Origin of the sequence: Bacillus benzoevorans (assembly GCF_014207535.1) — a bacterium.
Classification (GTDB): Bacteria; Bacillota; Bacilli; order Bacillales; family Cytobacillaceae; genus Bacillus_BD; species Bacillus_BD benzoevorans.
The window spans coordinates 107,385-132,919 of record NZ_JACHGK010000008.1 but is presented as its reverse complement, the minus strand read 5'-3'; the positions used below and the strand labels follow the sequence as shown (position 1 = coordinate 132,919).

Below are 25,535 nucleotides of genomic sequence, written 5' to 3'. Positions count from 1 at the left end.
GAGGAGAATGTTTTTATTACATATTGTCGATCAGACAATAAAAAAGTTTAAATCTCAAACGGCAAATGTCTTGACATTAGGAAATCTATCACTGGGTGGATTTTCTATTATGGCATCTGTCAGGGGCGAACTAAATTTAAGTTTGCTGCTTATCTTTATTGCGGCATTGCTCGATCGCTTCGATGGCATGACGGCAAGAAAATTAAACATTGAGTCAGACCTTGGTAAACAATTAGATTCTATGAGTGATATTATATCATTTGGCGTGGCACCTGCAATATTATTATATCAAGGTATTTTATCTGACTTTGGAGCACCTGGGGCATTTTTCGCTGTTTTCTATATTGGCTGCGGTGCTTTCCGTCTTGCCCGTTTTAATATTTCTGACAATAACGGGTATTTTACCGGACTGCCGATCACTGCTGCAGGCTGTTTAGCAACATTAAGCTTTTTAGCGATTCCGTATTTCCCATCATCACTTTTTCCCTTTATCATGATAGTCCTTTCATTATTAATGGTCAGTTCCTTCCGTATGAAAAAAGTTTAACAATGATACCCAACAAAAAAATCCACTAAGCGAAAGCTCCTCCGCTATAGTGGATTTTTTATTTTTTATTTTTCCGCCTGCCGCATAGTATGAACTTGTTTATTTTTGCTGGACAGGCAAATACTTGCTGTTTATAACATACACATTAGTTAACAGTCTGCATGATCATGTGGAGGTGATTTCATGTCCGGACTTCTTACAGCACTGGGCTACATCATTAAAGAAATCATTTTTCTCGTTTCCTATGTGAAAAACAATGCCTTTCCGCAGCCGCTGTCTCCTGCAGAGGAAAAGAAATTTCTGCAATTAATGGCTGAAGGCGATTCCCACGCCCGGAATATGCTGATTGAACATAATTTACGTCTCGTGGCCCATATTGTGAAAAAATTTGAAAATACAGGTGAAGATGCAGAAGATTTAATTTCCATCGGGACGATTGGGCTCATTAAAGCGATTGAAAGCTATTCTGAAGGAAAGGGAACAAAACTAGCCACCTATGCAGCACGATGTATTGAGAATGAAATCCTGATGCACTTAAGAGCATTAAAGAAAACAAAGAAAGACGTTTCTTTACACGACCCAATTGGCCAGGATAAAGAAGGGAATGAAATATCGTTAATTGATGTCCTGAAATCTGAATCAGAAGACGTCGTGAATACCATTCAGCTGAATATGGAGCTTGAAAAAGTGAAGGAGTATATCGATGTCCTGGATGAACGAGAAAAAGAAGTGATTATCGGCCGTTTTGGTCTTGATCTTCAGAAGGAGAAAACACAGCGGGAAATTGCCAAAGAACTTGGAATTTCGCGGAGCTATGTATCAAGGATCGAGAAAAGGGCATTGATGAAGATGTTTCACGAATTCTACCGCGCAGAAAAAGAAAAACGCAAACGATTTGACTAGCTTGGGATAAGAAAGAAAAAGGACCATTGCGGCCCTATTCAGCACTTACTTCCGCGGCAATAATACAGCCAATGACACTGCAAACGCTAAAAGACAACACCATCAACAACATCTATTCCACCCCTTTGATGAATATCTATAGCTTGCCCAAAGTACATGTTTTCATGAAAGAACGCTTTATGAGATATTTTCCTTTTTAAATAAATATTCTTGACCTTCTTCTGTTTCCAGAAGCTTTTTGCGATAGGTCGTGGAAGAGGAAAAGAAGAAGATTGAACCAAATAGAAAAACAATGGAACCCGCCATCATCACCGTGATCTCGATTTGACTTTTCGCTGCTGAAGGAATGATAAGTCCCAAATAGAAAAAAATGCTGGCACAAAGCGTCACAATCCCATAACCTTTAAAATCAATCATTTTTTCGTAATATTGCTTTACCCTCTGCATTTGGTCACCCGCTTTATCCATGATACCAATCATAAGTATACTGCTAATCTACTAGACTACTGTATCATAAATAACAAATAGCAGGCGTATGTAAATAATAACAATCATGGGGTTTTTGGATGGCAGGGCTTAGAGGGTTCGTGAAGCTTGGCTTCACTCTGTGGTGAGGATGAATTTGGACGCAGTACTTTTATTTGTTTAGTTTGCGGCTTTTCCCAGCCTTCAATGATTTTTGGGTTTATGGGAAAAATAAAAGAGGTGTGATTTCTGGTTTGACGACCAGATTTCCTACCTCTTTTCTTGTGTTGGATTTAGTCTTCCAGAGCATGGGTTAAGTCTTCGATTAGATCCTCGACATCTTCTAGGCCAACGGAGATCCGGACAAGACCATCTGTGATTCCGAGTTCTGCACGTCTTTCAGCTGGAATGGAAGCATGCGTCATTTTAGCGGGAAGAGAGATTAAACTCTCGACGGCACCAAGGCTTTCCGCCAGCGTAAAGAGTTTCACTTTTTTCAGGAGCCTTTCCGCCTTTTCCCCGCTTCCTGTATCAAAAGAAACCATGCCTCCGAAACCGCGTGATTGCTGCTTTGCCGTCCTGTGGTCCGGATGCGATTCAAGACCAGGATAATAGACTTGTGCGACCGCTGGATGCTGCAGAAGAAAGTCCGTAATCACCTTTGTATTTTTTTCATGCTCTTCCATTCTGACTGCAAGGGTTTTGATTCCTCTCATTAAAAGCCATGAATCCTGCGGTCCAAGAACCGCGCCAGTCGAATTTTGGATAAAATGAAGCTCCTTGGCTAATTCCTGGCTATTCACGACAGCAAGCCCGGCAACAACATCGCTATGACCGCCTAAATATTTCGTTGCCGAGTGGAGGACAATATCGGCACCAAGTTCCAGCGGGTTCTGCCAGTAAGGGGTGGCAAATGTATTATCGACAATCGTCAACAGCTGATGTTTCTTCGCCAGCCGAGCCGCTGCCGCAATATCCGTAATCTTTAATAATGGGTTAGTCGGAGTTTCGATGAAGATGGCTTTCGTATTTTTACGGATTCCTTTTTCCACCTTTTCCATGGCACTCGAATCAACAAAGCTATACTCTATCCCAAAACGGTTCAATACCTTTGTGATCACACGGAAGGTTCCGCCATAGACGTCATCTGTCAGTATGATATGATCCCCGCTGTTTAACAGCATCACAACGGCCGTAATAGCTGCCATTCCGGAGCCAAAGGCAAATCCGGCTGTGCCGCCTTCCAAATCCTTGATTAATTCTTCTACTCCATGTCTTGTCGGGTTGCCAGTGCGGGAATATTCGTACCCCTTATGCCCGCCGATTCCGTCCTGTTTATAGGTACTTACCTGATAAATGGGTACAGACACCGCACCTGTCTGTGGATCCTCCGCAATCCCGCCATGAATCAGTTTTGTTTTCCGCTTCATTCGTCATACCCCGCCTTCATAAATCTTTTTGCTCAAATAACGTTCACTTCCATCCGGAAATACGACAACAATATGGCTGCCCGAAGCCGCAATAGCTGCTTCTTCTAAAGCTGCAAATAGTGCAGCACCGGATGAGCTGCCTATTAGCAGCCCTGCTTTAACAGCCGCTTCCTTGACATAGTGGATGGCGGCTTTATCCGAAACGGTATATATTTGATCAAAGTAAGCGGGATCCATGTATTCAGGCAGAAACTCCATTCCAATTCCCTCTGTTTTATGCGGACCGGGCGTTCCTCCGTTTAAGATGGATCCTTCTGGTTCGACGATGACAGTTTTAATTTCAGGGTTTTTTTCTTTTAAAAAACGCGATGTTCCCATAAAAGTACCGCCAGTTCCGGCTCCTGCTATAAAGACATCAATACGGCCTTCCATTGTTTCCCACAGCTCAGGTCCTAATGTCTTATAATAGGTTGCCGGGTTGGCGCGGTTAGCGAATTGCTGCGGACAATAAGCCCCTGGAATAACACCTGCCAGTTCCTGAGCCTTTTCAATTGCCCCCTTCATTCCTTTTTCTGCCGGGGTTGTCACAATGGATGCACCTAAAGCTTTCATAATGGTTTGTTTTTCAATACTAAACTTTTCAGGGACGACTAGGAGAACGTTAATATCATGGTTAATGGCTGCAAGTGCTAATCCGATTCCTGTATTACCTGCTGTTGGCTCAATCAACGTTCCTCCCTTTCGCAGCTTCCCGCTTTGGAAGGCATCCTCCAGTAGTTCCATCCCCAAGCGGTCCTTCACACTGCCGCCGGGATTCAAATATTCCAGCTTCGCAAATAAGCGTACCCCTTGTTTTAAGGGAAATTGACTGATTTCAACTACAGGCGTATTCCCAATTAACTCATGGACATTATGAAAAATCTGCAAAAAGCTCCTCCCCTTTTGCCCTTACCGTACTTTCAACAACGCCGCCATTTTCATCACAAGATTTGCAGAATGAAGAGCTGCTTTTTCTAGATACTGATCAAAAGAAATATTCGATTCCTTTCCGGCAATATCAGACAGAGAACGAATAATGACAAAAGGAACTCCAAATTGATAGCATACCTGTGCAATGGCTGCAGCTTCCATTTCAACCGCCTTAACTACATTGAACTTATCACGAATATTTTCAACTACTGCCAGTTCATTGACAAAAATATCTCCTGATGCAATTAATCCCTGCACAACCTGAACCCCTTGAAGTTCCTTGGCCCCTTCCCAAGCGACTTTAACCAATTCCTCATCAGCAAGAAAAGCGGGCGGCAGTTGTGGTACTTGGCCATACTCATAATCAAATGCAGTTACATCAACATCATGATGGCGCACCTCTGTAGAAATCACGATATCCCCAACATTTAAACTCTCCTCTGAACCGCCGGCTGAACCTGTATTAATGACAAAATCAGGCTGGTATTTATCGAGTAAAATCGTTGTTGACATGGCTGCATTTACTTTTCCAATTCCGGATCGAAGCAAAACAACCTCAACACCATTCATCATGCCGGAAGTATATTCACAACCTGCTATCACTTCCACTGTTTTGTTCTCTATCTTGTCTCTTAATAAAACTACTTCTTCTTCCATTGCTCCAATAATTGCGATTTTCATTGTATTATTTAACCTCTCTTTATCTTTTTATTTCAACCCAGACAAAATCATTGTTTTATTCCCATTCGATAAGTGTCTTTCGTTTACGAAAATAGATGAGAATACCGCTATAGTTTATAGTATTCACGCTGCATGTCTTCTGCTAAACGATAAACAATTTTTCAATACTTTATGTACCTTTAAAAAAACAGTGAAAACAAATTCTTTGCTGGCTTCCGCAACCACTATTTTACCACCACTTGGAAGCATCTTTCTATAGCAGAAGCTTTCAGCAGTCTTTTAGATTGTATCCAGATTTAAAAGTGCGTTAAAATGGAGGGGCAGAGTGCAACCGAAAGGATGAGTCTATATGGATTTTAAATTTGATTTAATCGAGGATAAAATTGAATTTTTTGCAGGAAATGACCTCAAAACACTGGAAAAGAAAATTAATGAGCAAATTGATCATAACAAGGCTCTGCTTATAAGTGTCCATTCCGTTTCCCATCAAATGCATGTTGATGAAAATGGAAAGCCTTTTTACTCCGCAGTGGTTCATTTCAAAGCAAAAAAATAAAGTGGAGTCTTATCTCCACTTTACTCTGTTAATTCTTCGACTAACGTCGGCTTCCAGCCTTTTTCATCCACCCATTCAATGTAAACACGATATTTCTGTTTCGTATCCTTCGCCTGGATCGTACCAACAGATTTATTCTCTCCATTGTTGCCGAGGTAATGAATGGTCATATTGCCTTGATCAATCCCGGTTGCATAACTAATCGCCTGTACCATTTCATCCCAGTCAACACCGCCGTAACTATTGGAGTGTTCCCCGGTCTGAGCGGTGCCGACAGGTTCCCAAGCAGGGTTTACAATCGTTTTCTTCACATCCGGGTCATTTCCGCCTTCAGTAACGATTTCACTGTCCTCTTTCACCTTTGCATCCTTTTTATCACTGTCTTTATCTGCTGGATTCTTTTCGTCTTCATTATCCTTTGATGCTGCCGTTTTATTTCTATTTTCTGCTGAAGCAGTGTCCTTATTTATATCATCCGCTTTGTCAGCCTTGTTCGAATGCTCTAAAGTACCAGGCTCCTTCTCTGTCGCCACTTGCTCTTCAGTGGCAACAGAAGCAGTCTTTTTGTCATCCTTAAAAAAAATCTGTACTGAAACGATGACAATTAGTAACAATACAATCACAATCAAGCTGTTTAAAATAATATTCGTTTTACGTCTCTTCTCTCTTTGCTTTATACGAGAATTGTGAAAAGGTTGCTGCTCGTCTTTCATCATCATTCTCCTCTCTCAAAAAATAGCTGCTTGTACATATTGTACAGTCGGAGCTGCCTCCCTATCAAATCATAAGCCTTTTCTACCTTATACAAAGGAGGCTATTAACAGAGTCCCTCATTAAATGTAGTATACTATATCACAAGGTTCCACAATTGAAAAGAACAAAAGGAATTATTTGGCATTTTCCTGATCGCTTTTATATACGAAATTTACCATATCCGCGAACAATGGATTCACTCCGCCTTCATTGGAGCGCACATCTAGATTGACTGTAACAAGGGCATACTTCGGTTTATGAAAAGGGAAATAGCCGGCAAACCATTTGTTATGGAGTTGTTCCCCATCCTTTGTATATTTTCCGGTTTCACCTGTTCCTGATTTTCCCGCGACTTCAAACGGCAGATTTTGAAACCACCTTCCTGTCCCCTCCTTGTTCATTACTACTTCACGAAGGAGCTTCTGCAGCTTTGATGCTGTATAAGGAGAAATCGTGTCTCCTTGAAGTTCCTGCTCCTTAAAACTAAGCAGAGACGCCCCGTTTTTATACTCAATTTTCGACGAAAATCGAACCATTTCTTTTTTTCCGCCCCTGGCAATCGTCGCCATCATATTCGCTACAGCCAGCGGTGTTGCCCTCACCTCATGTTGACCGATTCCTGTCAATGCCGCAAAATTCGGGTCCTTTTTTGCTTCCTCAGTTAGAAAAACACGCCCATTCTCTTCCTCTGGCATCTGTTTAAAATCCTCAAAATGATAAATGTCTCCCTGCCAGCCGACCGGTCCGGTAATAGAGAGCTTATTAGCATATTCCTCAAGGATGTTTACATCCAGCTTCTGTAATTCTTTAGCCAGGGTAGCAAATGTATTATTACAGCTTCTTGCAAAGCTTTCGGAAAAATTAAGCATCCCGTACTGATACTGAAGATCCGGCTCCCCATTGATTTTTCTGCTGCAATTAAACAGGCGTGTCGGGTCATCAAGCTGATGATCGATGGCGGCTGCAGCAACAACCGTTTTAAAAATTGAACCTGTGATTTGCTGCTTTAACATCACATTGGTAATACCGCCCGTATGCTCATTAAACGGGTCCTTGCGGTTAATTTCCGGCCGGGAAACGAGGGCAAGCACAGAGTTGGTTTCAATATCTAAAAGGACCAATCCGCCTTTTTTTATCCCATACTGATCAACAAGTTCTTCGGCCTTCCGCTGCAGGTCGGAATCAATCGTTGTTTTCACATTGATCGGGTAAAATGGATTTGCCGGTTCCACATACTTTACATTAATTCCAAAGAGGGGACCGCCACTTGCATCAACATGAAAGACAAGCTTAGCTTCCCCTTCCGGAAGCAGGAACTCATCAAAGCTTTTCTCCATCCCCGTCAAACCGATCGCTGTTTTCCCTGAAATATTCTTACCCGGATATCTGGATGACAACAGCTGTTTATTTTCCCCGGTAATGCCAATTAGGTGCTCCGCAAGGTCATTCTGCAATTCAACTTTTTTCTCTACAGCAAACACTCCCGGAATTTGCAATCCGTTTATTTCTTTCATCTGTTTGTTTGTTAAAGTAAGGGGCTTCGGTGTCCCGAAGACAAAGGGTTCTTTCGCCCTCTGAACCTCCGCCGTCAATGAATTCTTGGAAACTCCAAGGATGTCTGCCACCTTCATAGCATCCCATTCCGATTTCTTTAAAAAAGGAAACAAGATCAAAACCGGAATATATTGATGCGTTAACGGATTACCGTTTTTATCGAGAAACCCGCCTCGACCGCTGTCTATGACGATCTCCTGTGAGCGCTGTGCAACACTTTCCTGCAGTAAATTAACCTTATGCTTTGAGAAATGTTCTGTTGCAAACAGCTGGAGCTGCATTAATCTTCCTAACAATAATGAAAAGCAAATGAAAAACAGACATATAATAAAGACGGCTCTTTTCTTCCACATAAATAATAAACACCTCGTCAAAAGTGTTGACGAGGTGTGGTTTTTATAAACAGATCATGCCAAATTATTTAATGGAAATAATTCGAACATTCATTTCTCCGCCTGGAGTGGATACTGATACTTCTTCTCCAATTTTACGGCCTAAGAGGCTTTTTGCAATTGGTGAATCATTGGATATTTTCCCTTCAAATGGATCTGCTTCCGCACTACCCACGATCGAGTAGGTTTCTTCCTCTCCATCCGGAAGTTCGATGAAGGTTACAGAGCTTCCTAATGAAACCGTATCACGGCTTAATTCAGCTTCGGAAATAATTTTTGCATTGCGGATCATATTTTCAAGTGTTGTAATACGACCTTCCACAAAAGCTTGTTCTTCTTTTGCGGAATCATATTCAGAGTTCTCGGATAAGTCACCGAAACTGCGGGCAATCTTAATCCGCTCTACCACTTCTTTCCGTTTAACCGTTTTCAATTGTTCTAGTTCTTGTTCAAGCTTTTCTTTCCCAGCTTGCGTCATTGGAAATTCTTTTTCTATTGCCAAAACCCTTCACTCCTTCTAGTATTCACAAACCCAATAGATGGTGTAGTAATAAATAAGTGCAAAATCTGCTATTGATTAAAATATATACATGCGCGTTCTTTCTAGAACGCGCACATTTATTTTGCATCACTAATGGAATTTTTATATTTATGCTATTGTTGCACAAAACGTAAGATTATGCAATTGGTTAACATGTAATTTTGCCGTTTTGTAATAATCATCGCTAAATGTTATTAATATTTAAAGTTAAAGTTCTTTTCTCATCATATTATTCGGATATACCGGTTTAGCCACTTTGAATTTTACAATTTGCAGCGGGTGGCGTGCCGCATCTAATTCCTGTCCATCCTCATCCCAAATCTTCTCTATTGTTTGAGTAAAGTTCTCAATTTCAGGTCCGAAGAATTCAACTTCCTGCCCCGGTTTAAAATGGTTCCGCTGCTGGAGCGTAACGATACTTGTTTCAGGATCATAATCTAGAACAAGTCCGGCAAAATCGAAGCTTGTCTTTTTGCTATGATTACCAAACATTTGCTCTTTATACCCCGGTACCCCTTCGAAAAATGCCGGAGCGGTTTCCCGATTCGCACATTTTTCCAATTCATCAAGCCATTCCTGCTGAATCACAAAATGGTCCGGATCGGCACAGTAGGTGTCAATGACTTTTCGATAGACGCTCACAACGGTGGCAATGTAGTGAATCGACTTCATTCGTCCTTCAACCTTCATACTGTCGATTCCTAATTCAACAATCTTAGGAATTGATTGAACTAAGGTCAAATCCTTCGGGCTCATGGCAAATGGTGAATCTTCTGCAGCAAATAATGGAACCTCTTCGTTTTCATCCCGCTGATAAAGATCATAATCCCATCTGCATGACTGACAGCATCCGCCGCGGTTTGAATCCCGCGCCGTCATGTGGTTGCTCAGAGTGCAGCGGCCAGAATAGGCAATACACATCGCACCATGGACGAATGTTTCAATTTCGATATCTACTTTTTCTTTCATTAACCGGATTTCCTCAGCACTCGTTTCACGTGCCAAAACAACACGCTGCAGCCCTTCTTCCTTCCAGAATTGGACTGCTTTCCAATTGGATAAGGATTGCTGTGTGCTTAAATGCACTTCAATTTCCGGTGCCAGTCTTTTACACGTTTCAATGATTAATGGATCGGCAACAATAATCCCATGTATGCCGGCCTCTTTTAGACCAAGCATATATTCTTCCAAGCCGGCAATATTCTCATTATGGGCAATAATATTGGTTGTTACATATACTTTTGCTCCATATTTCTTGGCGAACTCCACGCCTTCCTTCATTTCTTCAAATGTAAAATTATCCGCATTTGAACGAAGACCGTATTCCTGTCCGCCGATAAATACAGCATCGGCACCGTAGTGAACGGCAATTTTTAATTTTTCAAGATTCCCGGCAGGTGCCAGCAATTCCGGCTTTTTGACAATAACCCGCTTACCGTCCACGATTTGTGAAATCGGTTCTCTGACAATGGTCATCTTAATCCCCTTTCCTTGTTTAAAAATTTCATTCCTGTACGTTCGCTTATCTATTAATAAACCGTTTCTTTAAAGAAAAAGCCTGTATCTAGCGGACGGTGCGGCGGTTGAATTTCTTCTATTTTCTCCACCCATTCATTCTTCATATCTTCATATGCATCCGGATCTTCCACGCAGGTATCAATCGCCTGACGGTAAAGCTTTGTTACAGCATAAATATATTCTGGGCTTTGCAGAATACCATCGATTTTAAAGGAATCTACGCCCGCCTCAATCAAGTCCTGCAATTCATCAATGATACAAAGGTCAGCAGGACTCATGATATGGGTTCCATTTTCATCTTCAAAAACAGGGTATTTATTTCCCCTTTCTTTATCATGAAGAAACATATCTTTTTCATATTTACGGTTTTGCACTTCAAGGGATTTCCCCTGATATTCAAAATAATTGCCTAAGAGCGATCGCTTCGATTGAAACATGTTCAACATCCCATGCACCTGGACTTCAATTTCTACTTCCGCATGTTCCTTCATTTCGATGATGGCATCCATGTTGATTTCCCGGGCAGCTACGGCACGTTTGGCACCTTTACGTCCCCAGTAGTTACATGTATACCAATTTGTTGCCAATTTCTCTGTATCCCAATGCAGCGGTAAATTCGGCGCCGCCTCTTTTGCGGCCATTAAAACCGCCGGATCGCCAAAAATAACGGCATCGGCACCTGCATGATCCACGAACTCTAAGTAGCCGCCGAGCTCGGGCACTTTGTCATTATGAAACAATGCCGTCATTGCCACATACACTTTTTTTCCTTTTTCATGAGCGATGGCAATAACCTTTTCCACATCCTCACGAGAAAATTCCCCTGCTATCCGCAAACCATATCGTTGTTCTCCGATCACAAATGCATCAGCCCCAGCATCAATCAATGGCAGGATATCATCTACATTTGTTGGTGTTACTAATAATTCTGGTTTATTCACCCTTTACACCCCTTCTTGCTTATTGCAACTCCGTCACCTACCGGTAAAATCACCGTATCGTAATCAGGATGGCTCATCAGCCACTCATTGAAGTGTTTGATTTTCTTGACGAGCCCGTTTGTTCGTTTATGTTCAATTGTTTCCTCGGCAACCAGGCCTTTAAACAATACATTATCCGTAATAATAATACCGCGTTCTGTCAAGTAACGGGAATAAAGCTCAAAAAAACGCTGATACTGCCCCTTAGCGGCATCAATAAAAATAGCATCATACGGCGCATATTTAGCCGCCTCTTCTTCCATTTCAAGGGCATCACCCTTGATTAAATGAATTTGCTCTCTGCCAAACATGGCGAAATTCTCTTCCGCCATTTCTACCCGTTCCTCATCTCTTTCAATCGTCACGATTGAAACGTCAGGCACAGCATAGGCCATGCGCAAAGCAGAATATCCAATCGCGGTTCCAACTTCTAAAATACGTTCCGGTTCTAATATTCTTAAGATTTGCAGCATCGCTTCCATACCTGCCGGTTCCATAATCGGCACATGATAATCAGCGGCATATTTCTCCATCTTCATGAAAAATTCCGGTCGTTCCGGAATTAGGTTTTCAATGTAAGCATGTATCTTATCATTTTGCAATATGTGTCCCCTCAATCCATTAGGCATGAAAAAAATAGCGTTTCACAGGTCTGCCTACTTCGCCGCACACCTGTGTCTACGCTACTTAACAACGTCCGTTAAAAACACTCTTGTTATTCTATCATACTTCTGCGAAGAATGCCACTTCCCAGCATCCTCTGCTTCTGTATCGTGCATAATCCCTGCCGCACCTGAATCATTATGGGCTGCTGATATGCTCTTCTTTCTTCACATTATGCTCATCATTCGTTTTCGAGAATAATACGTCCCCTTCCGGTGTTGCCAAGAAATATAAATAATCGGTTTCGGCAGGAGAGACAGCGGCCTCAATCGAGGATGTTCCTGCATTGGCAATCGGACCAGGAGTCAGACCAGTATTTTTATAGGTGTTGTATGGTGAATCTACTTCCAAATCTTTATAATAGACGCGATCTTTATGCTCCCCAAGGGCATATAATACCGTTGGATCCGTCTGAAGCGGCATTCCTGCTTTGATACGGTTATAAAAAACACTGGCAATTTTATGGCGGTCAACCTTTTCCGTCGCTTCTTCCTCAATTAAAGACGATATCGTAAGTAATTCATGCACAGTCAATTGTTTTTCTTCCATCTGTCCCCGGTAATCATCGACAACCGATTTTGTTTTATCAAGCATGACTGTGACAATTTCCTCTATCGAAGGGTTTTCAGTATAAAATGGATAAGTGGCAGGAAACAAATAACCCTCAAGCGGATATTTAATGGTCGGTTTAAGCATTTCTTCTGATAAAACATCCGGATATTTCGCAATTAACCCTTCAATAAAAATCGGATCATTCAATTGCTTCATAACATCTTCCTGATTTCGTTTCGTCTTTTCCGCAATAATCGTTGCAATTTCCTCCAGCTTTTTCCCCTCTGGAATCGTTATCTTAAATACCACTTCCTGCATAACCTTTCCAGTCTTTAAGCTGTCGACAATCTGCTCGATTGTCATCGAAGGCTCCATTTCATATTCCCCGGCCATAAAACCCGTTTCATTATTAAACTTCACATAATATTTAAACACACGGGCATTCTTGATAACACCACTATCTTCCAGCATTTGGGAAATAGTAGAAACTCCCGAACCAATTGGGATCTTAACTAGAATCTTTTGATTACTGTCAGGATCTACCGGTTTTAATGCTGAATGTACGTATAAAAAACCGCCTCCAAAAATCAACAGCGCTAAGAGTAATAAGGAAGCTGAGATAATCGTTACAATCTTACGCACAAGCTTTGCTTCATTCTGTCTTTCGATTAATTCCTCCGTCATATCAGAATTTTTACCATCTTTCTTGCCGGAAACCTTCATTTTCCCCCTCCATTCATCAGGGTGTTGCCTTTTTCTCGAATCATTATACTATATTTTTACGCTATAGTAATTAAATTACAAAAAAATGACCGGTCATATTTTATGACCGGCTTGAATCCATTACTCTTCCTCTTCGTCAAGAAATGTATTGAGCATTTCTTCTACTAAGTCCCATTCTGCATCGGTTTCAATTGGCATTAATTCGCCGTCATCACCGTTTTCATTTGGAGTAAAAGCAGATGCATGAATTTCGATCTCTTCATCATCGTTCTCATCGTTACCAACAGGATAGTAAAGAACATATGATTTTCCAAATTCTTCAGAGTCAAATGTAAACAGCACTTCACAAAGCTGCTCGTTTCCCTCATCATCCACAACTGTAATATTATTTTCGCCGTGATTCATTTTATCACCTCATTCATTTTGACTGGCTATCTAAATATCCTTGCAGGATCATAGCTGCTGCCATCTTATCAATCACTTTTTTGCGTTTTTTTCGGCTGACATCCGCTTCGAGAAGCACCCGTTCAGCAGCGACTGTTGTCAGTCTTTCATCCCAAAGGATAACCGGGAGTCCAAACCGTTTCCGTAACTCCTCGGCATAAAACTGACTTGCCTCGCCGCGCGGACCGATAGTGCCATTCATATTTTTTGGCAGACCTACCACTACTTTATTGACCTCATATTCTTCAATGAGGCTGCCGATCGCATCAAAGCCATACTGCTCTTCTGCTTCATTAATTTCTAATGTTTTCAAGCCTTGAGCAGTCCAGCCAAACGCATCGCTCATCGCTACGCCAACCGTTTTGGAGCCAACATCTAAGCCCATTGTCCTCATATATGACCCCTTTACTCTATCCCTTATTTTCCTTTAAATAAGATTTCATCAGCTCTTCAATGATTTCGTCCCTCTCGAGCTTGCGAATCTTATTTCGTGCATCGCGATGTCTTGGAATATATGCCGGATCACCGGATAGCAGGTAGCCTACAATTTGGTTTATTGGATTATATCCTTTTTCCTGCAGGGCATCATAGACTTGAAGCAAAACTTCTTTCACATTATGCTCAACAGGCTCTTCAGGAAAATTGAATCTCATCGTTTGATCAAATGAGCTCATCATCTACACCTCACTTTTTGTAGAAGAAAAACAACATCAATAGATTCATGAGAAATAACTAATGTATTCGTCTTCCGTCAACCATACTTATAGTTACCTACATTTTACACTACTTTGTGACATTATCAAACGGATTTTACCCATTCTTCAACATATTGTAAAGCTGCATCAAGCTGTTCCGGATTTTTCCCTCCGGCCTGCGCCATATCTGGACGTCCGCCGCCGCCGCCGCCGCAGCGAGATGCCACTTCTTTAATTAGTTTACCGGCATGGAACCCTTTATCAATTAAGTCCTTCGATACTCCGGCAATTAAATTGACCTTTCCTTCTGCTGGACTGCCAAGAACGATAATCGCAGATGGAAGTTTCTGTTTCAAATCGTCTGCCATGTTACGAAGATTATTCATATCTGTTGCTTGAACCTTAGCCGCTAAAACAGGTATACCATTGATATCCTTGACTTTTGAAACGAGACTTCCCGCTTCAATATTACCCAATTTCGCTGCTAATGATTCATTTTCACGCTGTAATTGTTTGATTTCTGTATTCAGTGCTTCAATTCTAACCGGTACATCTTTTACATTTGTTTTTAGTTTCGATGCTGCTTCTTTTAAGAAGCCGATTTGTTCATTTAACATATTGTATGCCGCCTGTCCGGTTACCGCCTCAATTCGGCGTGTACCCGCCCCGATGCCGCTTTCTGACACAATTTTGAACAAACCGATAACAGCTGTATTTGGAACATGACAGCCTCCACAAAGTTCAAGACTGAAATCACCGACTTTGACAACGCGGACGATGTCGCCATATTTCTCGCCAAAGAGCGCCATTGCTCCCATTTCCCTTGCTTCATTGATCCCTTTAAAATCAATATCCACATGAATGCTTTTCCAAATTTGTTCGTTGACCATTTCCTCCACTTTTTCCAGTTCTTCCGGATGTACTTGTCCGAAATGCGAAAAGTCAAAGCGCAGACGATCTGGTTCTACTAAGGAGCCTGCCTGATTAACGTGTGATCCCAGTACTTCCTTCAATGCTTTTTGCAGCAAGTGTGTCGCTGTATGGTTTTTAATAATTTTTGCACGTGTTTCTGCATCAATTGCTGCTTGTACAGTTGTATTGACCTTTAAAGTCCCTTCCGTCACAATGGCACGATGCAGATGCTGTCCATTTGGCGCCTTTTGCACATCTTGAATTTCAGCCTTAACTCCGGCAGCTGTGATCGTACCTTTATCGGCAATCTGACCGCCGCTCTCAGCATAGAATGGAGTCTTATCAAGGATGAATTGAATTTCTTCTCCTGCCGCCGCTTCTTGAACCACCTGACCTTCTTTTAACAGCACTGAGACATTTGCCGTCACTTCCAGGTTGTCATAGCCAATAAACTCACTCTCATTCTTAATATCCGTGAGGACACCACTTTGTACATGCATGGAGTCGACATCAGCGCGTGCCGAACGGGCTCTTTCCCTTTGCTGCTCCATTTCCGCTTCAAATCCTTCATGATCAATGGTCATCCCTTCATCTTCCGCATATTCCTCTGTTAATTCAACCGGGAAGCCAAATGTATCATATAAACGGAAAATATCCGCGCCGGAAATGACTGTGCTGCCTGAGTTTCTCTCCTGCTTAATCACTTCGGAAAGAATCGCTAACCCCTCATGCAATGTTTCATGGAAACGATCTTCTTCATTTTTAATCACCTTTTCGATGAAGGCACGATTTTCTTTTACCTGAGGGTAGAAATCAACCATGATTTCACCGACAACGGAAACTAACTCATACATAAATGGACGTTCAATCCCGATTTGTTTTGCATAACGAACTGCACGTCTTAGCAGGCGGCGGATGATATAACCTCTTCCTTCGTTAGAAGGCAGTGCGCCGTCCCCAATCGCAAATGCCACCGTTCTGATATGGTCGGCAATTACTTTAAAAGCGACATCATGTTCTGTACTTGCTCCATATTTTGCCCCGGAGATTTCTTCTGTGGCATGAATAATCGGCATAAATAAATCCGTATCAAAATTAGTCGGTACATTTTGCAGGACAGAAGTGATGCGCTCAAGTCCCATCCCTGTATCAATATTTTTCTTTGGCAGCGGGGTATAAGTGCCATCAGGATTATGGTTGAACTCAGAGAAGACTAAGTTCCAAATTTCTAAATAGCGATCATTCTCACCGCCAGGATAGTTTTCAGGATCTGATGGATCGTTACCGTATTCAGGACCGCGATCATAGAATATTTCTGTATTTGGACCGCTTGGACCTTCACCAATATCCCAGAAGTTTCCTTCTAAGCGGATAATTCTTGCTTCAGGAATCCCGATTTTCTTTTTCCAAAAATGAAAGGCTTCTTCATCCTCAGGATGGATCGTGACGGAAAGCTTATCTTTTTCCAAGCCGAGCCACTTTTCATCCGTTAAGAATTCCCACGCCCAGTCAATGGCTTCTTCTTTAAAATAATTTCCAATCGAGAAGTTTCCCAGCATTTCAAAAAATGTATGGTGGCGGGCTGTTTTGCCGACATTCTCAATATCATTAGTACGAATCGACTTTTGGGCATTGGTAATGCGTGGATTTTCCGGTACAACGCGGCCGTCAAAATATTTTTTTAATGTTGCTACCCCGCTGTTAATCCACAAGAGTGACGGATCATCATGCGGAACAAGCGGTGCACTTGGCTCTACTGCATGACCTTTTTCTTTAAAGAAATCAAGAAACATTTGGCGAATTTGCGAACCTGTAAGCTTTTTCAATCTATTTCCTCCTATTTTTTCATGGATCAGCGAACGAAAGTTTTTGTCACACACAAAAAAAGCCCTCTTCCCCAGACAGGGACGAGAAGCTTACTCGCGGTACCACCCTGATTATGAACAGTCAAACACGCTCATCTCTCAATATAGCCTTAACGCGGCGGACGGCAGTGATTAGCTGCACTCAGGATTAGCGCTCTGTTATCCTTCATCTAGAGCCTTTTTCAGCCTAAGAAAGCTCCTCTCTTCCTGTGAAACACACATCAGATGGACTATAACATACTCGTTCCTTCTTCATGTTACATATGTAATATTATTATACTTCGCATTATAGCGATATTTTTTTGAAGTTGTCAACAATCCAGCGGACAAATAATCATTATTCTTCTAAGAGCGGTGTCCGCTTCCTGCCAAAATACTTTCTCAAATGAAGCAGTCCGACTTTGATAACAGCCAGGATAGGAACAGCTAGAATCATGCCGATAATTCCGCCTAATTCCTCCCCCGCAAAAAGTGCCAGCATAATCATCAGCGGATGCATGTGCAGGCTCTTTCCTACAATCAATGGAGAGAGGACATTCCCCTCTAAGAACTGCATCGCAAATACAATTATGACAGTAATGACCATCATCTTCATTGAAATCGTTGAAGCAATAATGACAGCTGGTATCGCCCCGATCACCGGTCCGAAATACGGAATGATATTGGTAATACCGATAATAAGCCCCAGCAATAGCGGGTACTTCATATGGAAGAGCCAAAAGAGAAGTGCGGAAGCCGAGCCGATCAACACACACACAAGCAGCTGTCCCCTGATATAGCTGCCAAGTGATTGATCCACATCACGTAAAAACAAAATTCCTTCTTTTCTCCATTTCCTTGGCGTTAAATACCACACAGCTCTCTTGATTGTTGTATAGTCCTTCAGCATATAAAAGGAGATAAAAGGGATCAGGGCGATCGTAAAGACAGAGTTTACAACCTCAACCATTGAATTTAAGACATTGGTCAACATTTCATCGATCCCTTTTTCAACCGAGACGATACCAGCATCCACCCGTTCCTGGATTCCTTCCGGCCATGCTGATGTCTTTTCCTGAATCAGCGCAACAAAGCCTTTATACTGTTCCCCCAGCGCAGGAATGCTTGTCGTTAAATCCTTTATCTGTCTAACAATTTCCGGAAAACCCTTATAAACCGCAAAACCAATTCCACCGAAAAAAATAATATATATAATAAATACAGCTATTCCTCGATGAAAACCGCCGGCATGGATCCGTTCCACAATGGGATGCAGAAGATAGGTGATAAATGCCGAAATGACAAATGGCAGAAGAATATTGAAAACAACCGTGACGATCGGCAGCCAAATCCCCTGTAATTTGATAAAGATAAATACAGTAATAAATAAAAGGAGTAAAAATCCAAGACGGTAATACCATTTAATCCGGATATCCAATCAACTCGCCTCCTTTTACTATTGTGAAGACAAGTGATATTTTTATACATGAAAAGGGACAACCTGATACGGTCATCCCTTTGCCTTTAAAACATTGATTTGATTCCTTTTTTCAATCTTCTCATATTCCGGTTTGAAATGACATTATTTTTTTGGAGATAGTTATAGGCAACAAAACCTGCTCCTAAAGTCAGCATGGAAGTTAATGTTTTATTCATCATTTTCACCCCTGGATTTTATAAGATAAATCTCCGTTCATCCTCTTCAAACAAATCATCAAGGGAGCTTAAGGTGCCATCTTCTTCAACCTGATGGGTATGAATGAGACCTTTGGCTAAAGTCAATTCAATAAAACAATTCCAGCAATAATACTGATTGATGCCAATTTTGCCTATATCCTTGCTTTGGCAGTTGGGACATGTAAGCATCGGGAAAAAACACCTCACCATTATTTTACATTTATTATGATGGCGTCCTTCCCAATTGCTGGCGGCTGCTCGGCTCTGATCACACGTTTACCTTCCATAATATCTGAAAAGAAGCCATCCGATATCTCATACCCTATAATCGTTCCCACTTCTTCCAGAAAATATACATCCTCTAAAAAGCCGAGTCTCTCGCCCTCTGTTGTCATCATCATTCTGCCTAAAAGCCGTTCTCTATTTTCGATTGTGTAATTGTCTGATACCTGTAAAGGCTCCATTACAGCCCTATCTTCAATCATGACCCCATCAAAGCCAAACGAAGATACTTTTTGCACGTCTAAAAATAAGGTTTTTTTGAGTATTAGCCCTTTTTTTACGAGCAGTCCCTTAACCATTCCCTTACTGGATACACATAAATCATTGACTTCTCCGATTTTGGCACCTGTTTTTAATTCAAATATCGGAAGACCTTTTAATAACGAAAATGTCCGCAAAGTTAGTCCCACCCTTCGAACATTTATTATCTTTGGTCTTAATGCAAAAAATCATGTGAAGTAAGGTTTTCCATTCATTTTTAAGCCATAAAATGATACGGGGTGATATCATCCATGCCAATCATGGGATCGACATTCATCAGCATTTCTTCATAGGATAAATTCAACAATGGGTCTTGATCTTCTCCGCGGGCTTTTTCCGCAAGCGGGGGACATTCAGCGATCAGCTTTTCTGAAAGGGTCGTCAGACGGGTTTGCTCATCAGCCCGCTGAATTCCCTGCCTGAATGCTTCCTCTTCCCCGCATATAATCAAAAACCTTTTACTTCTTGTAATCGCCGTATAAATCAGATTTCTTCGCAACATCCGGTAATAGCTTTTGACGATTGGCAGGATCACAATTGGAAATTCACTTCCCTGTGATTTATGCACCGAACAGCTGTAAGCAAGGGTGATTTGGTTTAAATCCTGTCTAGTATACGTCACTTCTATCCCGTCAAAGGAAACGACCAGCATATCCTGCTTCTCCGTATTTTCCTTTGCATAAAATACAGCCACAACTTCCCCCATATCGCCATTAAAGACATGATTTTCCGGCTGGTTTACGAGCTGTAATACTTTATCGCCGACGCGGTATTTGGTATCGCCAAAGGAAAGTTCTTTCCGGGAACCGTCAGGGTTTCCATTTAATACTTCTTGAAGGATCGTATTAAGGCGGTCAATCCCGGCAGGTCCCTTGTACATCGGGGCCAGCACTTGAATATCACGGGGAGGAAATCCTTTTTTGACCGCGTTCAGGACCACTTTTTCAATCACATTGGCTACTTGTGCACTATTACATTTAATAAAGGACCGATCAGCCTGCTGGGCAGTGACATTTTCCGGAAGCCTTCCCTTTTTTATTTCATGCGCCAGGTCAATAATCGAAGACCCTTCTGCCTGGCGGTAAATATCGGTTAAACGAATAACAGGGATGACTTCAGAGCGAAGCAAATCCTTTAATACTTGTCCGGGACCGACCGATGGCAGCTGGTCTTCATCTCCGACAAGGATGACTTGAATTTTTTCCGGCAGCGCCTTAAATAAGCGGTTCGCCAGCCAGATATCGACCATCGAGGTTTCATCGACAATTAATATTTTTCCCTCTAATGGGTTTTCCTCATCATGATCAAAGCCGCCGCTTCCGTTCCAGCCTAATAAACGGTGAACCGTCACGGCAGGGAGTCCAGTGGATTCCGTCATTCTTTTAGCGGCCCTTCCCGTTGGGGCACAAAGGATGAAAGGAAATGGCTCTTCTTTCTTATAGTCTTTCGGATCGAGCGAACAGCCGTGAAGGTCCGCGTATAATTCAACAATCCCTTTAATGACCGTCGTTTTCCCAGTACCGGGACCACCGGTTAAGATTAACAAGGGGGACATTAATGCCGTTTGGATCGCCTCTTTTTGGGTTGGGGCATACTGGACGGAGATCCGTTCTTCCAGGTTTCCAAGTGCAAGCAGGAATTCCGACTCAGGAAATTGCTGTTCATATTCTGTTTGTTCAAGCAGTTTTTTGATGCTGGTTACGAGCCCTTTTTCGGAATAATAAAGAAAAGGCAAATAAAAGCGGCTCTCTTCCACAATCATTTTTCCTTCTTCCTCAAGCGCAAGCAATTGCTTATTGATATCGGCAAATCCAATTTGGTCACGTTGATTTTCTTCAAGGAGTTTCTGCACGCTGAGAAGCAGATTTTCCGCCTGGACATATACATGCCCCGTCTGCATGCATTCTCTTTCCAAAATATACAAACAGCCTGCTTTGATCCGATCAGGATGATTACCGCTGATTCCGAGCTGGAATCCAAGTTCATCGGCACGGGCGAAGCCGATTCCTTCCACATCTTCGACCAATTTATATGGATTCGTCTGAATCACATCAATGGTGGTTTCTTTGTAAGCCTGATAAATTTTCATCGATAATTGCGGCCCAAAGCCGTATTGATTTAAGATAATCATTGCCTGCTCAAGCCCTTGATGCTCCATGAGAGTATCGTATAACTCCTTCGCTTTATCAGGGGCCAGTCTCGGAACCGTATCTAATAAAGAGGGCTGATTTAAAATCTTGGAAATGGCGTTTTCCCCCAGCGTTTCAACAATTTTTTCAGCTGTTTTCTTTCCAATCCCTTTAAACAACTCACTGGAAAGATAACTGATCACTCCTTGCTTTGTCTGTGGGATATCCTTGCGGAAATGGGTGGCATGAAATTGTAGTCCAAATTTAGGGTGATCCTTTAGTTCACCAAAAAACATATAATTCTCATGCTCATGAATTTTTGGAAAATAGCCGGTGATCACCGCTTCTTTATCATGATAATCTTCATTCGTCTCTTCCAGTCGAATGCGCAAAACAGTATATAAATTTTGCTCATTATGAAAAATCGTGACAAGCGGCTGCCCTTTCATAAACTTTCCTTGTTCGGCAAATAAATCAAGCGAATCCTGCCTTTCCACTAAAAACACCCCCTTTATATAGTCGAAATCGAAGCTGTGCAAACAATCTTTTAACTTGGTACTATTAATGCTTCAAATGGTCAATTCCCTTTTCGATTAAATCTTTGCCATAGCCTGCTAATAAATGGTCCGGCTGAATTTGCAGTGCTTTTTCAAACATTAAGAGCGCCTTGTCGCCTTTTTCTTTATAGCCGTAAGCAACACCTAAATTATAATAGGCATCGGCATGCTCAGGCTCCATACTGATGCATTTCTCAAATTGAACCATCGACTCTTCGATATACAGCTGATTTGCGAGGCAAAGTCCATACTGGAAGAAGCCTTCTGCATCGTTTGGATTTAATTCAGTGCATCTTTGAAAATACGGGAGAGCCTGAAGATGCTGCTCGAGACCAAGCAGCGACATGCCAAGCATAAAAAAGTTATCGGCTGTATCCAATCCTTTTTTCAGGGCCGTTTCATAAAAAACTTTTGCCTGCTCGTAATCTTCCTTTTCATAAAATAAGTTCCCTGCGCTGTAATAAGCAGCAGCGGAATTTTCATCTAAAGAAATCGCTTTTTGGAAAAATTTTAGCGCCTTGTCATCATTACCTGTTGCTGACAGAACATTGCCGAAATTTATGTATAAAACAGGGTTTTCCGGATCTGCCTCGATCGCTTCCATAAAGGCCTTCGCGGCCTCTTCCCATTTTCCTTCCTGCATATATTGAATTCCTAATTGGTTCTTATCCATTTTTTCACTCCATCTTATCGTCATAAATAGTCTTTTTTCTAACATAAAAGTATAGCATAGTTTTATCGATAAAATAACAATAACCCTGATTCTGTGCAGAATCAGGGCAAACTTTTAGCCAACATAAGTAAGACGTTCATTATTTTTAAAAACATGATCAATAGTTCCGCCGCCAAGACATTCGTCCCCGTTGTAAAAGACAACAGCCTGTCCAGGTGTAACGGCGCGAATCGGTTCAGCAAAGATCACTTTCACCTTTTGATCCTCTAATATTTCAACCGTTACCTCATTGTCCGGCTGGCGGTATCTGAATTTCGCCGTACAAGAAAAACTTGCCGGCTTTTCACTGTCAGACACCCAGCTGACGTTGACGCCGATAATAGAGGTGGAATATAGTTTTTCATGATGGAAGCCCTGCCCGACATAGAGAACATTCCGCTTTAAGTCTTTGCCAATGGCAAACCACGGCTCCCCTGCACCGCCGATGCCAAGACCGTGGCGCTGACCGATCGTATAATACATGAGACCATCATGCCGGCCGACCACTTTGCCATCAAATGTTTCCATATTCCCCGGCTGGGCTGGCAAATACTGACTCAAAAATTCTTTGAAATTTCGTTCCCCAATAAAACATATGCCGGTACTGTCCTTTTTCGCTGCCGTTGCCAGGTTTGCCTCTCTGGCGATCTCTCTTACTCTTGATTTTGGCAAATCACCAATTGGAAACATCACCTTAGATAATTGCTCATGTGTCAGCTGATTCAAAAAATAGGTCTGATCCTTATTCTCATCTACACCACGAAGCATTTTATACTCACCATCGCGGAATTCCACTCTGGCATAATGTCCTGTTGCCAGATAATCAGCTCCGAGATTCATCGCATGCTCCAAGAAGGCTTTGAATTTAATCTCCTTATTGCACATCACATCAGGGTTTGGTGTTCTGCCTGCTTTATATTCATCTAAAAAGTAAGTAAATACTTTGTCCCAATATTGCTTTTCAAAATTTACAGCATAGTATGGAATGCCGATTTGGTTGCATACCCGGATCACGTCATTATAATCCTCTGTGGCAGTACAAACACCAAACTCGTCTGTATCATCCCAGTTTTTCATAAAAATGCCAATGACATCATATCCTTGCTGCTTTAACAATAGGGCAGCAACTGAAGAGTCGACACCTCCGGACATCCCCACAACTACACGTGTATCCTTTGGTTCCTTCACAGTGTCTCCCCCTTTCTATCCTTTTATTTTTTCGTCAGACGGCGAACGATTTTCACCATCTCTTCTCCGACCTGTTTTATCTGTTCTTCTGTATTATCCATTCCAAAACTAAAACGAATAGAATTTGTCAATTCCTCTCTATCCTCGCCAAACATGGCGACAAGGACGTGGGAAGGTTCAACAGATCCCGCTGTACATGCCGAACCGCTGGACGCTGCAATTCCGGCCAAATCAAGATTAACAAGCAGTGCTTCCACATTTGTACCAGGAAAGCTGATATTGATCACATGAGGCAGGGATTTCTCTAACGTGCCATTCAAATGAAACGCGGCGTTTCCAGCCTCTAATTCTCCTAGCAGTATTTGTTTAAATTGTGAAAGTTGTTGTTTTTTGGCATGAAGCTGCTCCCCAGCGATTTGAGCTGCTGTGAAAAAACCAGCAATAGCAGGAACATTTTCTGTCCCTGCACGTCGTTTTCGTTCCTGTTCTCCGCCGTAAAGACGCGGGGACAACTTCAAACCTGACTTCACATATAAAAAACCAATGCCCTTCGGACCATTGATTTTATGGGCTGAAGCACTTAGCAAATCCACTTTAAGCTCATGAACATCAAGCTTCTCCACTCCATAAGCCTGTACAGCATCTGTATGAAATAAGGCCTGATGCCCGGCAAGCAATTCCCCTATTTCGGCAATCGGCTGAATGGTTCCGACTTCATTATTTCCATACATAATCGTAACCAATATGGTTTCATCACGCAGTGCCTGACTGAAGTCAGCAAGTGAGATGGCACCTGTTTCATCGACAGGTAAATAAGTCACCTCATAGCCTCTTTTCTCTAATTCATGGCAGGCATGAAGAACGGCGTGATGCTCGACTTGAGTTGTAATAATATGGTTTCCCTTATGAATATTTACCTCAGCGGCACCAAAGATAGCGAAATTATCGGCCTCTGTACCGCCGCTGGTAAAAACGATCTCCGCTTCATCAGCACCAATACTTTTGGCAATACCGAAACGAGCTTCATCAACTATTTTCCTTGCCTCCCGTCCAAAGGAGTGAATACTGGATGGGTTTCCAAAAATATCTTTCATCGTCTGTGTTATTTTTTCAATAACTGCCGGGTGCATGGGTGTTGTTGCCGCATGATCGACATAAATCCGTTCCAAATTTTCCACCTTCTTTTAAATGTAGAACATATACGAATCGACATCGCCTTCGTCTTTATGGTTAGCCAAATCTTCGATCGTTGTACTGTCTAGTACATCTTTGACAGCATCCCTGATTCTTATCCATAATGCCCGTTTTACCGGTTCTTCATCTTCAATTCCCTCAACCGGGGTAATCGGTCCTTCGAGAACGCGGATAATATCGCCTGTTGTAATTTTTGATGGCTTATCCGCTAAAATATAGCCGCCATAGGCGCCGCGGATGCTTTTTACCAGTCCCGCATTACGAAGCGGAGCAATCAGCTGCTCCAAATAATGTTCGGACAGGTCATTCGCTTGGGCAATGGATTTAAGCGAAACAGGTCCCTCGCCGTATTTTTTTGCCAATTCAATCATAATGGTCAGGCCATAACGACCTTTAGTAGATATTTTCATCAT

27 protein-coding genes are annotated in these 25,535 nt (G+C 42.0%); 3 read left to right on the top strand and 24 right to left on the bottom strand.

From position 1 onward, the window contains the following. Positions 1-7 precede the first annotated feature (7 nt). Together pssA and sigK are read left to right on the top strand one after the other, a co-directional pair. Positions 8-547: a CDP-diacylglycerol--serine O-phosphatidyltransferase gene (pssA, locus tag HNR53_RS12615; RefSeq protein WP_184526458.1), complete on the top strand. Its 540-nt coding sequence runs from the start codon at positions 8-10 to the stop codon at positions 545-547. A gap of 183 nt (positions 548-730) precedes the next feature. Then, a complete protein-coding gene (sigK, locus tag HNR53_RS12610) occupies positions 731-1,450 on the top strand; it encodes an RNA polymerase sporulation sigma factor SigK (RefSeq protein ID WP_184526456.1) in 720 nt (239 codons plus the stop codon). Between the two features lie 177 nt (positions 1,451-1,627). On the opposite strand, the gene HNR53_RS12605 is transcribed toward sigK, so the two are convergent. The 4 genes from HNR53_RS12605 to mtnN form a co-directional block, all read right to left on the bottom strand. Continuing rightward, positions 1,628-1,930 (bottom strand): YrhC family protein, encoded by a 303-nt coding sequence (locus HNR53_RS12605; RefSeq protein WP_246439559.1) that lies wholly within the window; start codon positions 1,928-1,930, stop codon positions 1,628-1,630. Between the two features lie 278 nt (positions 1,931-2,208). Continuing rightward, positions 2,209-3,345, bottom strand: a complete 1,137-nt coding sequence (locus tag HNR53_RS12600; RefSeq protein WP_184526454.1) for a bifunctional cystathionine gamma-lyase/homocysteine desulfhydrase — start codon at positions 3,343-3,345, stop codon at positions 2,209-2,211. Positions 3,346-3,348: 3 nt separating this feature from the next. After that, positions 3,349-4,272 (bottom strand): PLP-dependent cysteine synthase family protein, encoded by a 924-nt coding sequence (locus HNR53_RS12595; RefSeq protein ID WP_184526452.1) that lies wholly within the window; start codon positions 4,270-4,272, stop codon positions 3,349-3,351. A gap of 21 nt (positions 4,273-4,293) precedes the next feature. Beyond that, positions 4,294-4,995 carry a 5'-methylthioadenosine/S-adenosylhomocysteine nucleosidase gene (mtnN, locus tag HNR53_RS12590; protein ID WP_184526450.1) on the bottom strand — a complete coding sequence of 234 codons (702 nt, stop codon included), beginning with the start codon at positions 4,993-4,995 and terminating at the stop codon, positions 4,294-4,296. A 349-nt stretch (positions 4,996-5,344) separates the two neighbouring features. Here mtnN and HNR53_RS12585 point away from each other — a divergent pair, with 349 nt between their 5' ends. Beyond that, positions 5,345-5,551 carry a YrzA family protein gene (locus HNR53_RS12585; protein ID WP_184526448.1) on the top strand — a complete coding sequence of 69 codons (207 nt, stop codon included), beginning with the start codon at positions 5,345-5,347 and terminating at the stop codon, positions 5,549-5,551. Positions 5,552-5,571: 20 nt separating this feature from the next. On the opposite strand, the gene HNR53_RS12580 is transcribed toward HNR53_RS12585, so the two are convergent. The 20 genes from HNR53_RS12580 to cymR all read right to left on the bottom strand — a co-directional run bounded on the left by HNR53_RS12580 (position 5,572) and on the right by cymR (position 25,532). Beyond that, positions 5,572-6,270 carry a YrrS family protein gene (locus HNR53_RS12580; protein ID WP_246439558.1) on the bottom strand — a complete coding sequence of 233 codons (699 nt, stop codon included), beginning with the start codon at positions 6,268-6,270 and terminating at the stop codon, positions 5,572-5,574. Positions 6,271-6,438: 168 nt separating this feature from the next. After that, the gene (locus HNR53_RS12575; RefSeq protein WP_184526445.1) at positions 6,439-8,211 is read right to left on the bottom strand and encodes a peptidoglycan D,D-transpeptidase FtsI family protein; all 1,773 of its coding nucleotides are present in this window, start codon (positions 8,209-8,211) and stop codon (positions 6,439-6,441) included. Positions 8,212-8,275: 64 nt separating this feature from the next. Next, positions 8,276-8,752 carry a transcription elongation factor GreA gene (gene greA / locus HNR53_RS12570; RefSeq protein WP_184526443.1) on the bottom strand — a complete coding sequence of 159 codons (477 nt, stop codon included), beginning with the start codon at positions 8,750-8,752 and terminating at the stop codon, positions 8,276-8,278. 246 nt (positions 8,753-8,998) lie between these two features. Continuing rightward, a complete protein-coding gene (locus HNR53_RS12565) occupies positions 8,999-10,267 on the bottom strand; it encodes a peptidase U32 family protein (protein WP_184526441.1) in 1,269 nt (422 codons plus the stop codon). A gap of 53 nt (positions 10,268-10,320) precedes the next feature. Further along, entirely contained in the window at positions 10,321-11,250 is a 930-nt protein-coding gene (locus HNR53_RS12560) for a U32 family peptidase (RefSeq protein WP_184526439.1), read from the bottom strand. Next, complete coding sequence (locus HNR53_RS12555) at positions 11,247-11,891, bottom strand: O-methyltransferase (protein WP_184526437.1); 645 nt, start codon at positions 11,889-11,891, stop codon at positions 11,247-11,249. Before HNR53_RS12555 ends, HNR53_RS12560 begins: the two co-directional genes overlap by 4 nt. 199 nt (positions 11,892-12,090) lie before the next feature. Beyond that, a complete protein-coding gene (gene mltG, locus HNR53_RS12550; protein ID WP_184526435.1) occupies positions 12,091-13,227 on the bottom strand; it encodes an endolytic transglycosylase MltG in 1,137 nt (378 codons plus the stop codon). A 120-nt stretch (positions 13,228-13,347) separates the two neighbouring features. After that, a complete protein-coding gene (locus HNR53_RS12545) occupies positions 13,348-13,632 on the bottom strand; it encodes a DUF1292 domain-containing protein (RefSeq protein WP_184526433.1) in 285 nt (94 codons plus the stop codon). Positions 13,633-13,645: 13 nt separating this feature from the next. Continuing rightward, positions 13,646-14,065: a Holliday junction resolvase RuvX gene (gene ruvX / locus HNR53_RS12540; protein ID WP_184526431.1), complete on the bottom strand. Its 420-nt coding sequence runs from the start codon at positions 14,063-14,065 to the stop codon at positions 13,646-13,648. Positions 14,066-14,081: 16 nt separating this feature from the next. After that, positions 14,082-14,345 (bottom strand): IreB family regulatory phosphoprotein, encoded by a 264-nt coding sequence (locus tag HNR53_RS12535; RefSeq protein WP_184526592.1) that lies wholly within the window; start codon positions 14,343-14,345, stop codon positions 14,082-14,084. Positions 14,346-14,470: 125 nt separating this feature from the next. After that, entirely contained in the window at positions 14,471-17,071 is a 2,601-nt protein-coding gene (gene alaS, locus HNR53_RS12530) for an alanine--tRNA ligase (protein ID WP_377802147.1), read from the bottom strand. 409 nt (positions 17,072-17,480) lie between these two features. Then, positions 17,481-18,560, bottom strand: coding sequence for an AI-2E family transporter (locus tag HNR53_RS12525; RefSeq protein ID WP_184526427.1), 1,080 nt, complete (start codon positions 18,558-18,560; stop codon positions 17,481-17,483). 86 nt (positions 18,561-18,646) lie between these two features. After that, positions 18,647-18,781, bottom strand: a complete 135-nt coding sequence (locus HNR53_RS12520; protein WP_246439557.1) for a YrzQ family protein — start codon at positions 18,779-18,781, stop codon at positions 18,647-18,649. A gap of 15 nt (positions 18,782-18,796) precedes the next feature. Beyond that, the gene (locus HNR53_RS12515) at positions 18,797-18,988 is read right to left on the bottom strand and encodes a hypothetical protein (RefSeq protein ID WP_184526425.1); all 192 of its coding nucleotides are present in this window, start codon (positions 18,986-18,988) and stop codon (positions 18,797-18,799) included. A gap of 20 nt (positions 18,989-19,008) precedes the next feature. Then, positions 19,009-19,479, bottom strand: coding sequence for a PRC-barrel domain-containing protein (locus tag HNR53_RS12510; RefSeq protein WP_184526422.1), 471 nt, complete (start codon positions 19,477-19,479; stop codon positions 19,009-19,011). An 80-nt stretch (positions 19,480-19,559) separates the two neighbouring features. Further along, positions 19,560-21,968: an SF1B family DNA helicase RecD2 gene (recD2, locus tag HNR53_RS12505; RefSeq protein WP_184526420.1), complete on the bottom strand. Its 2,409-nt coding sequence runs from the start codon at positions 21,966-21,968 to the stop codon at positions 19,560-19,562. Positions 21,969-22,032: 64 nt separating this feature from the next. Further along, positions 22,033-22,701: a tetratricopeptide repeat protein gene (locus tag HNR53_RS12500; protein ID WP_184526418.1), complete on the bottom strand. Its 669-nt coding sequence runs from the start codon at positions 22,699-22,701 to the stop codon at positions 22,033-22,035. Positions 22,702-22,815: 114 nt separating this feature from the next. Beyond that, positions 22,816-23,928, bottom strand: coding sequence for a tRNA 2-thiouridine(34) synthase MnmA (gene mnmA / locus HNR53_RS12495; RefSeq protein WP_343065327.1), 1,113 nt, complete (start codon positions 23,926-23,928; stop codon positions 22,816-22,818). Positions 23,929-23,951: 23 nt separating this feature from the next. Further along, complete coding sequence (locus HNR53_RS12490; RefSeq protein ID WP_184526416.1) at positions 23,952-25,097, bottom strand: cysteine desulfurase family protein; 1,146 nt, start codon at positions 25,095-25,097, stop codon at positions 23,952-23,954. Between the two features lie 15 nt (positions 25,098-25,112). Further along, positions 25,113-25,532 carry a cysteine metabolism transcriptional regulator CymR gene (cymR, locus tag HNR53_RS12485; RefSeq protein ID WP_184526586.1) on the bottom strand — a complete coding sequence of 140 codons (420 nt, stop codon included), beginning with the start codon at positions 25,530-25,532 and terminating at the stop codon, positions 25,113-25,115. Between the last annotated feature and the right edge of the window lie 3 nt (positions 25,533-25,535).

What these genes read in the sequence shown, in the direction of transcription:
- cymR (WP_184526586.1), bottom strand. Translation starts at nt 25,532, where the DNA reads ATGAAAATATCTACTAAAGGTCGTTATGGCCTGACCATTATGATTGAA.
- HNR53_RS12545 (WP_184526433.1), bottom strand. Translation starts at nt 13,632, where the DNA reads ATGAATCACGGCGAAAATAATATTACAGTTGTGGATGATGAGGGAAAC.
- HNR53_RS12500 (WP_184526418.1), bottom strand. Translation starts at nt 22,701, where the DNA reads ATGGATAAGAACCAATTAGGAATTCAATATATGCAGGAAGGAAAATGG.
- HNR53_RS12585 (WP_184526448.1), top strand. Translation starts at nt 5,345, where the DNA reads ATGGATTTTAAATTTGATTTAATCGAGGATAAAATTGAATTTTTTGCA.
- alaS (WP_377802147.1), bottom strand. Translation starts at nt 17,071, where the DNA reads ATGTTTCTTGATTTCTTTAAAGAAAAAGGTCATGCAGTAGAGCCAAGT.
- mltG (WP_184526435.1), bottom strand. Translation starts at nt 13,227, where the DNA reads ATGAAGGTTTCCGGCAAGAAAGATGGTAAAAATTCTGATATGACGGAG.
- ruvX (WP_184526431.1), bottom strand. Translation starts at nt 14,065, where the DNA reads ATGAGGACAATGGGCTTAGATGTTGGCTCCAAAACGGTTGGCGTAGCG.
- HNR53_RS12515 (WP_184526425.1), bottom strand. Translation starts at nt 18,988, where the DNA reads ATGCTTACATGTCCCAACTGCCAAAGCAAGGATATAGGCAAAATTGGC.
- HNR53_RS12565 (WP_184526441.1), bottom strand. Translation starts at nt 10,267, where the DNA reads ATGACCATTGTCAGAGAACCGATTTCACAAATCGTGGACGGTAAGCGG.
- sigK (WP_184526456.1), top strand. Translation starts at nt 731, where the DNA reads ATGTCCGGACTTCTTACAGCACTGGGCTACATCATTAAAGAAATCATT.
- HNR53_RS12575 (WP_184526445.1), bottom strand. Translation starts at nt 8,211, where the DNA reads ATGTGGAAGAAAAGAGCCGTCTTTATTATATGTCTGTTTTTCATTTGC.
- mtnN (WP_184526450.1), bottom strand. Translation starts at nt 4,995, where the DNA reads ATGAAAATCGCAATTATTGGAGCAATGGAAGAAGAAGTAGTTTTATTA.
- HNR53_RS12535 (WP_184526592.1), bottom strand. Translation starts at nt 14,345, where the DNA reads ATGAGCTCATTTGATCAAACGATGAGATTCAATTTTCCTGAAGAGCCT.
- HNR53_RS12600 (WP_184526454.1), bottom strand. Translation starts at nt 3,345, where the DNA reads ATGAAGCGGAAAACAAAACTGATTCATGGCGGGATTGCGGAGGATCCA.
- pssA (WP_184526458.1), top strand. Translation starts at nt 8, where the DNA reads ATGTTTTTATTACATATTGTCGATCAGACAATAAAAAAGTTTAAATCT.
- HNR53_RS12580 (WP_246439558.1), bottom strand. Translation starts at nt 6,270, where the DNA reads ATGATGATGAAAGACGAGCAGCAACCTTTTCACAATTCTCGTATAAAG.
- HNR53_RS12605 (WP_246439559.1), bottom strand. Translation starts at nt 1,930, where the DNA reads ATGATTGGTATCATGGATAAAGCGGGTGACCAAATGCAGAGGGTAAAG.
- HNR53_RS12520 (WP_246439557.1), bottom strand. Translation starts at nt 18,781, where the DNA reads ATGATGAATAAAACATTAACTTCCATGCTGACTTTAGGAGCAGGTTTT.